The sequence below is a fragment of the Enterobacter cloacae complex sp. I1M genome (genome assembly GCF_014982425.1).
Taxonomy (GTDB): domain Bacteria; phylum Pseudomonadota; class Gammaproteobacteria; order Enterobacterales; family Enterobacteriaceae; genus Enterobacter; species Enterobacter intestinihominis.
Window position 1 is genome coordinate 253419 of sequence record NZ_JADCLG010000019.1, and the last position, 13168, is coordinate 266586.

Consider the following 13168-nt stretch of genomic DNA (forward strand, 5'->3'; position numbering starts at 1 on the left):
CTTGGGTTAATCCGTTATTTTACCCTTTTCCACGGTAAACATCTTCGAATTTTCGTCCGACATGTCCATAACGTGTTCAGCGCTAATGGCGCTGACGAAAACCTGCGACTGCGTGGCTTTTAAGCGGCTGGCAAGTAGCCCGCGCCGCGCGTCGTCAAGTTCCGAGGCAAAATCATCTATCAGGTACAGGCAGCGTCGCCCACTTTCGCGGGTGAGGAATTCCCCCTGCGCCAGGCGCAGCGCGCACATCAGGAGCTTCAGCTGCCCGCGCGACAGCGTGTCTTCCACCGGCGCACCGTCGGCACGAATGCGGAAATCCGCCTTGTGCGGGCCGTGCGCGGTGTAGGTCAACATGCGATCGCGCTCGAAGCTTCTCTCTAACACCTCGGCATAATCCGTCTCTTTTTCCCAGCCACGCTGGAAAGAGAAGGTGAGAGAGAACTCGGGTAAAAACTGTTTGCAGGTATCGGCCATGTCTTCGGCGATACCTGCGCTGTATTCGGCACGCCAGCGGCTGATTTGTTCCGCAAGAGGAATTAATTCCATGTCCCACGGACGCAGCTGGGCGTAGCGCGTGACCTGGCGCAATGCGGCGTTACGCTGTTTAAGCAGACGCTTCAGATTGCTCCAGGCGTTAAAGAAACCGGCTTCATTGTGAAAGCATCCCCAGTCGAGGAACGCTCTTCTGTATTTGGGGCCGCCGTTGAGTAAAGTAAACCCCTCCGGCGTAATCAGCTGCATCGGCATCAGCAGTGCCAGCTCCGCCACCTTGTGGCCGTCGGTGCCGTCGATGCGCACCTTGCTGTCGCCCTGCTTGTCTTTGGTCAGGCCGATGGCGGTTTCCCGCTCGGCGCCCTGCAAGCGCCCATGCAGCACAAACGCATCCTGCTCGTGGCGAATTACGCGACCAATCTGCAAACTGCGAAACGCCCGGCCATGACCGAGCGTATAGATGGCTTCCAGCACGCTGGTTTTGCCGCTGCCGTTCGCGCCAACCAGGAAATTAAAGCCAGGGGATAAAGCGAGATCCGCGCTCTCGATGTTGCGAAAGTCGCGGATCAACAGACGGGTGAGCGACATTACAGTCTCATTGGCATGACAACATAAGCAGCCGACTGTGATGCGGCATCTTCAATCTGTACGCTCGAAACGGAGTCAGTCAGCAGGATGCGAACGTTCTCGCATTTCAGTGCATTCAGCACATCCAGCACATAGCTGACGTTGAAGCCGATTTCCATCTCAGCCCCGGCGTAGGTGACGTCCAGAATCTCTTCTGCCTCTTCCTGCTCCGGGTTGTTGGCGGTGATTTTGATCTGGTTTTCACTCACGTACAGACGTACGCCGCGGAATTTCTCGTTGGAGAGAATAGCGGCGCGCGCGAACGCCTGCTTGAGGATGTCGCAACCTGCCTCCAGCGTTTTGTCCGGGTTCTTCGGCAATACGCGGCGATAATCCGGGAAACGTCCGTCTACCAGCTTCGATGTGAAGACAAAATCGCCCACGTGGGCACGAATATTGTTGCTACCGATCTGCACGCGCAGCGGGGTGTCGCCGCCGTCGAGCATACGCATCAGTTCAATTACGCCTTTACGCGGTACGATCACCGAATGGTTTGGCAGTGAATCGCCAATCGGCATAGAACAGACCGCCAGACGGTGACCGTCTGTAGCCACGGTACGCAGCTCTTCACCTTCGGTTTCGAACAGCATGCCGTTTAAGTAGTAACGAACGTCCTGATGCGCCATGGAGAACTGTGTGGCTTCAATCAGACGCTTCATCGTCGCCTGCGGCAGGGTAAATTCAACTTCGCTCTGCCAGTCATCCAGGTTCGGGAAGTCCGCAGCGGGCAACGTGGAGAGGGAGAAACGGCTGCGGCCAGAGCGCACCAGCATGCGGTCGCCCTCCAGCTGCACGGCGATTTCAGCGCCTTCCGGCAGCCCACGGCAAATATCAAAGAATTTACGTGCCGGAACCGTGGTCGCGCCCGCGTCGTGCGGCTGAGTCAGCGTAACGCGCGCGATCATTTCCATTTCCAGATCTGTGCCGGTCAGCGACAGCGTACCGTCAGCGACCTGAAGCAGCAGGTTTCCAAGAATAGGCAGCGTAGGGCGGCCGCCTAATGGGCCACTCACCTGTTGCAGCGGTTTTAATAAATGTTCACGTTCAACGGTAAATTTCATAGCGTCACGATGATAATGTTCTGATTAAATTGGAAAAATCTTCTTTTATGTCGTGGCTTTCTTCGCGTAACTGCTCAATCTTGCGACAGGCGTGCAGCACGGTCGTATGGTCACGTCCACCAAACGCATCACCGATTTCCGGCAGGCTGTGGTTGGTGAGCTCTTTTGCCAGCGCCATCGCCATCTGACGCGGACGCGCCACCGAGCGGGAACGACGTTTAGACAGTAAATCTGCCACTTTGATCTTGTAGTACTCAGCCACCGTCTTCTGAATATTGTCGATGGTGACCAGTTTTTCCTGCAATGCCAACAAATCGCGCAGCGCTTCACGCACAAAATCGATGGTGATCGCACGACCGGTAAAATTGGCGTTGGCGATAACGCGGTTCAGTGCCCCTTCCAGCTCACGAACGTTGGAACGCAGGCGCTTGGCAATAAAGAACGCCACTTCACCCGGCAGGCGAATGTCGTTCTCGTCGGCTTTTTTCATCAGGATCGCGACGCGGGTTTCCAGCTCCGGCGGCTCGATCGCCACGGTCAGGCCCCAGCCGAAGCGGGATTTGAGACGATCTTCAACGCCGTTGATCTCTTTTGGATAACGATCCGAGGTCAAAATGATCTGCTGATTGCCTTCCAGCAGGGCGTTAAAGGTGTGGAAAAACTCTTCCTGCGATCGTTCTTTATTGGCAAAGAACTGGATGTCATCGATCAGCAGCGCATCAACGGAACGGTAGTAGCGTTTAAACTCTTCGATCGCATTGTTTTGCAGGGCTTTTACCATGTCCTGAACGAAGCGTTCGGAGTGCATATACACTACTTTGGCATTGGGCTTACGCGCCATAATGCCGTTGCCCACCGCATGCAGCAGGTGCGTTTTACCGAGACCCGTGCCGCCATAAAGGAACAGCGGGTTGTAAGCACCACCGGGATTATCGGCAACCTGGCGGGCCGCCGCGCGCGCCAGCTGGTTCGACTTACCTTCAACGAAGTTATCGAACGTGTGTTTCACGTTAACATTAGAGCGGTAGGTAGGCTCAGCGGGGGCTGGAACGTTATCCCAGCCCTGACGAGCCGGTGCAACACGAGGCGCTGGAGCGGGCGTCGCCTGTGCAGGGGCTGCCACATTGACAACTTCACGAACGGTTTGGGTGACCGGCTTTGTGCCCACTTCAAAACGCAGCTGTGGGGCATCTGACCCGCAGAAATCGTTCAGCAGTCCATTGATGTTATTAAGGTATTTATCCCTTACCCAATCGAGCACGAAACGGTTTGGCGCGTACAAAGCCAGCGTGTTATCGCTCAGTTCCGCCTGCAATGGGCGGATCCACATACTGAATTCTGTGGCTGGTAACTCATCCTGCAATCGGGCAAGACACTGCTGCCAAAGCGAAAGTGACACGGCGGACTCCACTCGAACAATAAAAGAAAACTATTGAATATTCATGATTGTTGGCGCACATCGACATGACCCCATCAGGGTGATGTGCGAACCGCTATCTGCGGTTATACACGCTATCGTTGATACAGCCTGAACGATGTTGTGTTTATGTCCGGCCAGGATCGCTGGATCCCGATCAGGACCGCGGATCATAGCCTAAACTGAGCCAGAGATCTTCTGTTTCTCACAGATTCTTCCCGATTTATCCACAGGAAGATCCGGAATCGGGTAAGTGTAAACGATCCTGACGCGAGTGCCTCGCGATTTAGGCCGCATATTGGAAAATTTAATGAGCACAGACAATTTTGGGCTTAAATGATCTAACGAAGATCCAGGAGGATCCTTGCGCTTTGTTGGCGAGCCCGTATAATCCTCGACCCGGCGCGTGATGCTCATCTTCCTGCGTCGTTCGTTGCTCATTTTCCACGCGAAATCGTGCGGAAATACGCAGGGATTTAAGGAAAGAGAATTGACTCCGGAGTGTACAATTATTACAATCCGGCCTCTTTAATCACCCACGCTGAGGCGTTAGTCGTTCGAATCTCGTTCGGGTATACGCAAAAGTCAGTGAATTTATTCAAGTTTAGGTAGAAATCGCCATGAAACGCACTTTTCAACCGTCTGTACTGAAGCGCAACCGTTCTCACGGCTTCCGTGCTCGTATGGCTACTAAAAATGGTCGTCAGGTTCTGGCACGTCGTCGTGCTAAAGGCCGCGCTCGTCTGACCGTTTCCAAGTAATAAAGCTAACCCCTGAGTGGTTAAGCTCGCATTTCCCAGGGAGTTACGTTTGTTAACTCCCACTCATTTCACTTTCGTCTTCCAGCAGCCACTACGGGCTGGCACGCCGCAAATCACCATCCTCGGCCGCCAAAATTCGCTGGGGCATCCCCGCATCGGTCTCACAGTCGCCAAGAAAAACGTTAAGCGTGCGCATGAACGCAACCGGATTAAACGTCTGACGCGTGAAAGCTTCCGTTTACGTCAGCACGAACTGCCTTCAATGGATTTCGTGGTGGTGGCTAAAAAAGGGGTTGCCGACCTCGATAACCGTGCTCTCTCGGAAGCGTTGGAAAAATTATGGCGCCGCCACTGTCGCCTGGCTCGCGGGTCCTGATAGCCCTCATTCGGGTCTATCAACGCCTGATTAGTCCGCTACTCGGGCCACATTGCCGTTTCACGCCAACATGCTCAAGCTACGGAATTGAGGCATTGCGCAGGTTTGGAGTGATAAAAGGCAGTTGGTTGACGGTGAAACGCGTATTAAAATGCCACCCTTTACACCCAGGTGGAGACGACCCCGTCCCTCCAGGACCTTTTGATACCAGAGAACACTAACGATGGATTCGCAACGCAATCTTCTTATCATCGCTTTGTTGTTCGTGTCTTTCATGATCTGGCAGGCATGGGAGCAGGATAAAAATCCTCAACCCCAGCAGCAGACCACGCAGACCACGACCACCGCAGCGGGTAGCGCCGCCGACCAGGGCGTACCGGCCAGTGGCCAGGGGAAACAGATTACGGTTAAGACCGATGTGCTTGAGCTGACTATCAACACCCGTGGTGGTGATGTTGAGCAGGCGCTGCTGTTGACCTACCCGAAAGAGCTGAAGTCTACCGAACCGTTCCAGTTACTGGAAACCACGCCTGAGTTTATCTACCAGGCACAGAGCGGCCTGACCGGTCGTGATGGCCCGGATAACCCGGCGAACGGTGCGCGTCCACTGTATAACGTCGAGAATGACACCTTTGTGCTGGCTGATGGTCAGAACGAACTGGTTATTCCGATGACCTACACCGACGCGGCAGGCAACACCTTCACCAAAACCTTCACCCTGAAACGCGGTGAATATGCGGTGAACGTGGGCTACAGCGTACAGAACACCGGTGCGAAACCGCTGGAAATCTCTACCTTTGGTCAGCTGAAGCAGTCCATCAATCTGCCGTCTCACCGTGACACCGGAAGCAGCAACTTTGCGCTGCATACCTTCCGTGGCGCGGCTTACTCCACGCCAGATACCAAGTACGAGAAATACAAATTCGACACCATTGCCGATAACGAAAACCTGAACGTCAGCTCTAAAGGCGGTTGGGTCGCAATGCTGCAACAGTATTTCGCGACGGCGTGGGTACCGAATAACGACGGTACGAACAACTTCTACACCGCGAACCTCGGCAACGGTATTGCAGCCATCGGCTACAAATCTCAGCCGGTTCTGGTGCAGCCGGGTCAAACCGGTAAGCTGGCAAGCACCCTGTGGGTCGGCCCGGAAATCCAGGATAAAATGGCTGCCGTTGCGCCGCACCTGGATCTGACCGTTGATTACGGTTGGTTGTGGTTCATCTCTCAGCCGCTGTTTAAGCTGCTGAAGTTCATCCACAGCTTCCTGGGTAACTGGGGCTTCTCCATCATCGTTATCACCTTTATCGTTCGTGGCATCATGTACCCGCTGACTAAAGCGCAGTACACCTCCATGGCGAAGATGCGCATGCTACAGCCGAAGATTCAGGCTATGCGTGAGCGTCTGGGCGATGACAAACAGCGTCAGAGCCAGGAGATGATGGCCCTGTATAAAGCAGAGAAAGTGAACCCACTGGGTGGTTGCTTCCCGCTGCTGATTCAGATGCCAATCTTCCTTGCGCTGTACTACATGCTGATGGGTTCCGTTGAGCTGCGCCACGCGCCGTTCGCCCTGTGGATCCATGACCTGTCCGCACAGGACCCGTACTACATCCTGCCGATCCTGATGGGCGTGACGATGTTCTTCATCCAGAAGATGTCTCCGACCACCGTGACTGACCCGATGCAGCAGAAGATCATGACCTTTATGCCGGTCATCTTCACCGTGTTCTTCCTGTGGTTCCCGTCAGGTCTGGTGCTGTACTATATCGTCAGCAACCTGGTGACCATCATCCAGCAGCAGCTGATTTACCGTGGTCTGGAAAAACGTGGCCTGCATAGCCGCGAAAAGAAAAAGTCCTGATTCGGTAACTTAACGCTAAAATAAGGGCGGTCGATTGACCGCCTTTTTTATTTGTATTGAACGAGAGCAACCATGAGCCATAACGACACTATCGTCGCCCAGGCAACCCCACCGGGACGCGGTGGTGTAGGCATTCTGCGCATCTCCGGCCTGAAGGCGCGTGAGGTGGCCGAAGCGGTGCTGGGTAAACTGCCAAAGCCGCGCTACGCTGATTATCTGCCATTTAAAGATGCCGACGGCACCTCGCTGGACCAGGGCATTGCGCTGTGGTTCCCCGGCCCAAACTCCTTTACCGGCGAAGACGTGCTGGAGCTTCAGGGTCACGGCGGCCCGGTGATCCTCGACCTGCTGTTAAAACGTATTCTGACCCTGCCTGGCCTGCGCATTGCGAAGCCGGGTGAGTTCTCCGAGCGTGCCTTCCTGAACGATAAGCTCGACCTGGCTCAGGCCGAAGCGATTGCCGACCTGATCGACGCCAGTTCCGAACAGGCAGCCCGCTCCGCGCTGAACTCGTTGCAGGGGGCATTTTCCGCACGCGTGAATCACCTTGTGGAAGCACTTACTCACCTGCGAATCTATGTTGAAGCGGCTATCGACTTCCCGGACGAGGAGATTGACTTCCTTTCTGACGGCAAAATCGAAGCCCAGCTCAACCAGGTGATGAACGATCTGGATGCCGTTCGCGCCGAAGCGCGCCAGGGCAGCCTGCTGCGTGAGGGCATGAAGGTGGTCATTGCTGGTCGCCCCAACGCCGGGAAATCAAGCCTGCTGAACGCCCTGGCGGGCCGTGAAGCGGCGATCGTGACCGACATAGCCGGCACTACCCGCGACGTCCTGCGCGAGCATATCCATATCGACGGCATGCCGCTGCACATCATCGATACCGCTGGCCTGCGCGATGCGAGCGATGAAGTCGAGCGTATCGGTATCGAACGCGCCTGGCAGGAGATCGAGCAGGCCGACCGCGTGCTGTTTATGGTGGACGGCACCACGACCGACGCCGTTGACCCGGCAGAAATCTGGCCAGACTTTATCGCCCGTCTCCCGGCCAAACTGCCGATCACCGTGGTGCGCAATAAGGCCGACGTTACCGGCGAAACGCTGGGCATCAGCGAGGTGAATGGTCACTCACTTATTCGCCTGTCGGCCCGTACCGGGGAAGGCGTGGAAGCCCTGCGTAACCATCTCAAACAGAGCATGGGTTTTGACACCAGCATGGAAGGCGGCTTCCTGGCGCGTCGTCGTCACTTGCAGGCGCTGGAAGAGGCGGCTCGCCACCTTGAGCAGGGCAAAGCCCAGCTGATCGGCGCTTGGGCCGGCGAGCTGCTGGCGGAGGAACTGCGTCTGGCGCAGCAGAACCTGAGCGAGATCACCGGGGAGTTTACGTCGGACGATCTGCTTGGACGAATTTTCTCAAGCTTTTGTATTGGTAAGTAATCCCCGAAAGAACATGGTGATTTCCTCCAGGGAAATCACCATTGTCCCAATGGCAACTCGCTTAATCCCCTCATGCCCCCTATCCTGCTTGCCTGCACCTATGGGGGATTTATGGCTCGTTTTCTGTTTTGTAGTTTCGCATTAGTTCTGCTGTATCCGTCCGGCATTGATATGTATCTGGTGGGGCTACCGCATATTGCACGCGATCTGGGTGCCAGCGAGGCGCAACTGCACATCGCGTTTTCGGCCTACCTCGCGGGAATGGCGTCGTCGATGGTATTTGCCGGGAAAATCGCGGACAGAGCCGGCCGTCAACCCGTCGCCATTACGGGGGCGGTTATCTTTACGCTGGCATCGGTACTGTGTTCAATGGCTCAGGAAAGCACAATGTTCCTGTCAGGGCGCTTTATCCAGGGCATTGGCGCGGGCGGCTGTTACGTGGTGGCGTTTGCCATTCTGCGCGATACCTTGAGCGCCCAGCGCCGCGCCAGGGTGCTGTCGATGCTGAACGGCATTACCTGCATCATCCCGGTGCTGGCACCGGTTGTAGGCTACCTGATCATGCTGAAATTTCCATGGCAGAGCCTTTTCTGGACCATGGCCACAATGGGCGCCATCGTCTTTATACTGTCCGTGACGGTTTTGAAAGAGACCCATCCCGGTTCGCAGCAGACGCACCACGCTGCTACCATTCATCCGGCTGAAAAGCTTCTGAATCGCTTTTTCCTGAGCCGCCTGGCCATCATCACGCTCAGCGTGGCGGTGATCCTCACCTATGTAAACGTTTCCCCGGTGTTACTGATGGAGACGATAGGCTTCGATCGGGGTGAGTATTCGACGGTGATGGCGCTCAATGCGATGGTCAGCATGGCGGTTTCATTCTCGATGCCCTTTGCGCTCAATATCTTCCGCCAGCGCACGCTGATGCTCGCTTCACAGACGCTGTTTCTCGCCGCAGGCGTAATTCTGGCGACCGCCACCTCACATGCGCTGATGCTGGTGGGTATGACCCTGATCTGCGCCGGATTCTCCGGCGGCTTCGGCGTGGCGATGAGTCAGGCGCTTGGCCCGTTCTCACTGCGGGCAGGCGTGGCAAGCTCGGTGCTGGGCATTGCGCAGGTCTGCGGTTCGTCGCTGTGGATTTGGCTGGCGGCGGTGATCGGCCTTAACGCGCTGAATATGCTGATCGGGGTTCTGATTGGCTGTAGCATACTCTGCATTACCTTACTTATGGTCATCCAGCCCGCGGCGCACTATGAAGAAGCCCATCAGCAGTCTCGATCTTAATCTTTTACTTTGCCTGCAGTTGTTGTTGCAGGAGCGCAGCGTCACCAAAGCCGCGAAGCGAATGAACGTGACGCCGTCCGCGGTGAGTAAATCGCTGGCGAAGCTGCGCGACTGGTTCGACGATCCGCTGTTTGTGAAAACGCCTTTAGGGCTACTGCCCACGCCGCTAACGGTGAGTCTGGAACAGGATCTGGCCGACTGGATGCAGATTGGCAATCAGATCGTCGATAAATTCCACCATAGCTCTCCAGGCGGGCTCAAGTTTGTGCTCGCCGCCGAAACGCCGCTGATGCTGATTCGCTTTAACACCCTGCTGGAGCAGGTGAATGAGCGCTACCCACAGGCGACGGTGAAGTTGCGCCAGTGGGATTATGATTCGCTGGACGCCATTACGCGCGGAGAGGTCGATCTCGGTTTTACCGGCCGCGAAACGCACCCGCGCTCCCGCGAGCTGCTAAAGCTGATGCCGTGGTTTATTGACTACGAAATCCTGTTCAGCGACCGTCCGTGCGTCTATCTGCGAGAAGATCATCCGGCACTTCACGAAGCGTGGAACCTTGAGACGTTTCTGCGCTACCCGCATATCAGCATCTTCTGGGAGCGCAGCGATACCTGGGCGCTTGATGAAGTGCTAAAAGAGATGGGCCGGGAGCGCAACGTCGCCATGAGCCTGCCCGGCTTTGAACAGTCGATGTTTATGGCGGCTCAGCCGGACCACAACTACATTGCCACTGCGCCCTACTACTGCCATCACTACAATCAACTCCACCAGCGTAATCTGGTCTGCCTTCCCATTCCCATCGATGAGGCGCAGGCAGAAAAGCTGACCGTACCCTTCACGCTAATCTGGCATAAGCGGAACAGCCATAATCCGAAAATTATCTGGCTGCGCGAAACTATAAAAGCCCTGTATACCGCGCCAGGTCAGGTTTTTGCCTAAGATAATGTAAAGTTCGGTCCTCAGGCTTCTCTTATTTCTATTTACTGATTAAAACAGAAGCTGAGTTAAGCGATAATCATGTAACCGTTTAACCGACTACGACCATTATCATGGAGCGAAAAATGGCTACGCACTTTGCACGAGGAACATTAACGGAAGGGCATCTCGTATCGGCCAGAATTTCTTCAGCCTGTCACAGTGAGGCGCTCAAACTACCTGAACACCGCAGGACGCGGTTTTTAGCCTCCAGAGCGCTCCTCGCAGAACTGCTTTTTATGCTGTACGGCACCAGCGAATTACCGGACATACTCACCCAGCCAGAAGGTCGCCCGGTTTTTGCGGACCCGGCACTCCCCCATTTTTCCATTGCGTATACCGGCAACATTGTTGGCGTCGCGCTGACGACTGAAGGTGATTGCGGCCTGGATATGGAGCTGCAACGCGTCACGCGCAGCTTCCATGGTGCTAACGCGCTCGATGAATACCCGCTCTCCAGCAATGAAAAGCTGTGGATACGTAACCAGAACGATCCCGTTGAAGCCAGAGCGCAGCTCATCACCCTTCGCCAGAGCATCCGTAAACTGAGCGGCGCGGCATCAGACGACGCCAGCCTGTTGCAGCTGCTTCCCGGCTCCGGACGCCTGCGTGCCGCGAAAGCCTCGCTGGTAGAGGCGCTCAGCGACGCTGAGGACGTGTTGATCTGGTCCGTTGCGGTGAGCCCCGCCATCGAACGGCTGAAAATCTGGGAGTTTGACAGTATTCGCGGTTGGCGTAGTCTTCCGGATGTACCTGAGCGCGCCAACGAGCCCGCCGCGCGCCTGATGCGATTAACCAGTTTACCGGCAGAAAAAGCATACACCCATAGCTGATCCGTCCAGGGTCATCATGATGAAACAGGAGTAATCATGTCTGATACGTTGAAAGTTGTTACGTTACTGGGAAGCCTGCGCAAAGGTTCGTTTAACGGGATGGTAGCGCGCACGCTGCCACAGCTGGCGCCTGCGGGAATGGAGATCAGCGCCCTGCCGTCTATTGGCGACATCCCGCTTTATGATGCTGACGTTCAGCAGGAAGAAGGGTTCCCGCACAGCGTGGAGGCGATAGCCGAGCAGATCCGTCAGGCTGATGGTGTAGTGATTGTAACGCCAGAATATAACTACTCGGTTCCGGGTGGTCTGAAGAACGCGATTGACTGGTTATCCCGTTTACCGGAGCAGCCGCTGTCAGGCAAACCGGTGCTGATCCAGACCAGCTCAATGGGCGCCATCGGCGGTGCGCGCTGCCAGTATCACCTGCGACAGATCCTGGTGTTCCTGGATGCGATGGTGATGAACAAGCCGGAATTTATGGGCGGCGTGATTCAGAACAAAGTCGACCCGCAGACGGGTGAAGTGGTGGATCAGAGTACGCGTGACCATCTCTCTGGTCAGCTGACTGCGTTTGGGGATTATATTAAGCGGGTTAAAACCTGATAAAAAAGCCCGGTGGCGCTAGCGCTTACCGGGCCTACACTCATCAGTAGGTCAGGTAAGCGAAGCGCCACCTGACACCACAAACCGCACCTTAGTGCGCGTCAATAAACACAATCTTGAGCACAAACAGCAGCGCCACAATCATCACGCACGGGCTGAGTTCGCGGAAACGGCCGGTACCGATCTTCATCACACAGTACGAGATAAAGCCCAGCGCGATACCTTCGGTGATCGAGAAGCTGAACGGCATCATCACCGCGGTAATAAACGCCGGAACGGCTTCCGTCAGATCTTCCCACTTCACGCGCGCCAGGCTCGAGGTCATCAGCACGCCGACGTAGATCAGCGCGCCAGCTGCCGCGTACGGTGGCACCATCCCCGCCAGCGGAGAGAGGAAGATCACCAGCAGGAACAGCAGACCCACGACTACCGCCGTCAGGCCAGTACGGCCGCCCACGGACACGCCGGAAGAGGATTCAATGTAAGCGGTAACAGACGAGGTGCCGATGAAAGAACCCGCAACGGACGAGATGCTATCCACATACAGCGCCTGCTTCATGCGCGGGAATTTGCCTTTCTCGTCCGCCAGACCCGCTTTGTCCGTCACGCCAATCAGCGTACCGGAGGAGTCAAACAGGTTGACCAGCATGAAGGAGAAAATCACTCCGGCCAGACCCAGGTTCAGCGAGCCCGCCAGATCAACGTGACCAATCACGGTAGAAACGCTCGGTGGCGCAGAGACAATACCGCTGTAATGCACGTCACCCAGCATCCAGCCCAGCAGCGTGGTCACGATGATAGAGACCAGCACCGCAGCGTGAATGTTACGCGACGCCAGGATCGCGATAATAAAGAAGCCCAGCACGCCCAGCAGCACGCTGTGAGAGGTCAGGTTACCAATGCTCACCAGCGTTTCCGGGTTCGCCACGATTACGCCAGCGTTTTTCAGCCCCATCATGCCGATAAACAGACCGATACCGCTGGTGATGCCCACGCGCAGGCTCACGGGAATGTTCGCAATCATCCAGTAGCGCACACGGAAGATGGTCAGCAGCAGCAGGCCGACCGCGCCCCAGAAAATAGCGCCCATCCCGACCTGCCACGGCAGGCCCATCGCCTGAACCACCACGAACGCAAAGAACGCATTCAGACCCATTGCCGGGGCCAACGCCACGGGCAGATTAGCGAAAACGCCCATCAGGATGCTGCCAAGGGCCGCGATCAGACAGGTGGTAACAAAGACGGCGCTGGTGTCCATGCCAGCCACGCCCAGAATTTGCGGGTTAACGAAAACGATATAGACCATCGTCAGGAAGGTAGTAAAACCGGCGATCACTTCGGTGCGTGCCGTTGTGCCGTGCTCGCGCAGTTTGAACACGCGCTCAAGCAGCCCCTGACCAGATGTCTGGGTAGTGTGTTGTTGACTCATCA

Annotated in this window: 13 protein-coding genes; 9 read left to right on the plus strand and 4 right to left on the minus strand. The window is 55.9% G+C overall.

The genetic code is table 11. The annotated features are described in order from the left end of the window. Positions 1-6 precede the first annotated feature (6 nt). Genes recF through dnaA form a run of 3 tightly spaced genes read right to left on the minus strand, consistent with a single transcriptional unit; the run spans position 7 to position 3579 of the window. A complete protein-coding gene (gene recF, locus INF86_RS12555) occupies positions 7-1080 on the minus strand; it encodes a DNA replication/repair protein RecF (protein WP_022646527.1) in 1074 nt (357 codons plus the stop codon). After that, positions 1080-2180: a DNA polymerase III subunit beta gene (gene dnaN, locus INF86_RS12560; protein ID WP_003861122.1), complete on the minus strand. Its 1101-nt coding sequence runs from the start codon at positions 2178-2180 to the stop codon at positions 1080-1082. The genes recF and dnaN overlap by 1 nt, the downstream gene beginning before the upstream one ends. A gap of 4 nt (positions 2181-2184) precedes the next feature. Next, positions 2185-3579 (minus strand): chromosomal replication initiator protein DnaA, encoded by a 1395-nt coding sequence (gene dnaA / locus INF86_RS12565; protein WP_063150663.1) that lies wholly within the window; start codon positions 3577-3579, stop codon positions 2185-2187. A 638-nt stretch (positions 3580-4217) separates the two neighbouring features. On the opposite strand from dnaA, the gene rpmH reads away from it, so the two are divergent. The 9 genes from rpmH (at position 4218) to INF86_RS12610 (ending at position 11737) form a co-directional block, all read left to right on the plus strand. Then, a complete protein-coding gene (gene rpmH, locus INF86_RS12570; protein ID WP_000831330.1) occupies positions 4218-4358 on the plus strand; it encodes a 50S ribosomal protein L34 in 141 nt (46 codons plus the stop codon). 16 nt (positions 4359-4374) lie between these two features. Next, positions 4375-4734 (plus strand): ribonuclease P protein component, encoded by a 360-nt coding sequence (gene rnpA / locus INF86_RS12575; RefSeq protein ID WP_006808764.1) that lies wholly within the window; start codon positions 4375-4377, stop codon positions 4732-4734. After that, on the plus strand, positions 4698-4955 hold the full coding sequence (gene yidD / locus INF86_RS12580; protein ID WP_001307474.1) for a membrane protein insertion efficiency factor YidD: 258 nt from the start codon (positions 4698-4700) through the stop codon (positions 4953-4955). Before rnpA ends, yidD begins: the two co-directional genes overlap by 37 nt. A 2-nt stretch (positions 4956-4957) precedes the next feature. After that, positions 4958-6601 carry a membrane protein insertase YidC gene (gene yidC, locus INF86_RS12585; RefSeq protein WP_023298949.1) on the plus strand — a complete coding sequence of 548 codons (1644 nt, stop codon included), beginning with the start codon at positions 4958-4960 and terminating at the stop codon, positions 6599-6601. Between the two features lie 72 nt (positions 6602-6673). Beyond that, complete coding sequence (mnmE, locus tag INF86_RS12590) at positions 6674-8038, plus strand: tRNA uridine-5-carboxymethylaminomethyl(34) synthesis GTPase MnmE (RefSeq protein WP_155024912.1); 1365 nt, start codon at positions 6674-6676, stop codon at positions 8036-8038. A 111-nt stretch (positions 8039-8149) separates the two neighbouring features. Further along, a complete protein-coding gene (locus tag INF86_RS12595) occupies positions 8150-9325 on the plus strand; it encodes an MFS transporter (protein ID WP_032622027.1) in 1176 nt (391 codons plus the stop codon). Next, the gene (gene yidZ / locus INF86_RS12600; RefSeq protein ID WP_022649883.1) at positions 9294-10265 is read left to right on the plus strand and encodes an HTH-type transcriptional regulator YidZ; all 972 of its coding nucleotides are present in this window, start codon (positions 9294-9296) and stop codon (positions 10263-10265) included. Before INF86_RS12595 ends, yidZ begins: the two co-directional genes overlap by 32 nt. Before the next feature lie 122 nt (positions 10266-10387). Further along, on the plus strand, positions 10388-11134 hold the full coding sequence (locus tag INF86_RS12605; RefSeq protein ID WP_023298947.1) for a 4'-phosphopantetheinyl transferase superfamily protein: 747 nt from the start codon (positions 10388-10390) through the stop codon (positions 11132-11134). A gap of 36 nt (positions 11135-11170) precedes the next feature. After that, on the plus strand, positions 11171-11737 hold the full coding sequence (locus tag INF86_RS12610; protein ID WP_022649881.1) for an NADPH-dependent FMN reductase: 567 nt from the start codon (positions 11171-11173) through the stop codon (positions 11735-11737). A gap of 91 nt (positions 11738-11828) precedes the next feature. Here INF86_RS12610 and adeP read toward each other — a convergent pair whose 3' ends face one another. Next, on the minus strand, positions 11829-13166 hold the full coding sequence (gene adeP, locus INF86_RS12615; RefSeq protein WP_139152660.1) for an adenine permease AdeP: 1338 nt from the start codon (positions 13164-13166) through the stop codon (positions 11829-11831). Between the last annotated feature and the right edge of the window lie 2 nt (positions 13167-13168).

Coding starts and splice junctions, on each gene's coding strand:
- recF (WP_022646527.1), bottom strand. CDS start 1,080: ATGTCGCTCACCCGTCTGTTGATCCGCGACTTTCGCAACATCGAGAGC.
- dnaN (WP_003861122.1), bottom strand. CDS start 2,180: ATGAAATTTACCGTTGAACGTGAACATTTATTAAAACCGCTGCAACAG.
- rpmH (WP_000831330.1), top strand. CDS start 4,218: ATGAAACGCACTTTTCAACCGTCTGTACTGAAGCGCAACCGTTCTCAC.
- yidD (WP_001307474.1), top strand. CDS start 4,698: ATGGCGCCGCCACTGTCGCCTGGCTCGCGGGTCCTGATAGCCCTCATT.
- yidC (WP_023298949.1), top strand. CDS start 4,958: ATGGATTCGCAACGCAATCTTCTTATCATCGCTTTGTTGTTCGTGTCT.
- mnmE (WP_155024912.1), top strand. CDS start 6,674: ATGAGCCATAACGACACTATCGTCGCCCAGGCAACCCCACCGGGACGC.
- INF86_RS12595 (WP_032622027.1), top strand. CDS start 8,150: ATGGCTCGTTTTCTGTTTTGTAGTTTCGCATTAGTTCTGCTGTATCCG.
- yidZ (WP_022649883.1), top strand. CDS start 9,294: ATGAAGAAGCCCATCAGCAGTCTCGATCTTAATCTTTTACTTTGCCTG.
- INF86_RS12605 (WP_023298947.1), top strand. CDS start 10,388: ATGGCTACGCACTTTGCACGAGGAACATTAACGGAAGGGCATCTCGTA.
- INF86_RS12610 (WP_022649881.1), top strand. CDS start 11,171: ATGTCTGATACGTTGAAAGTTGTTACGTTACTGGGAAGCCTGCGCAAA.
- adeP (WP_139152660.1), bottom strand. CDS start 13,166: ATGAGTCAACAACACACTACCCAGACATCTGGTCAGGGGCTGCTTGAG.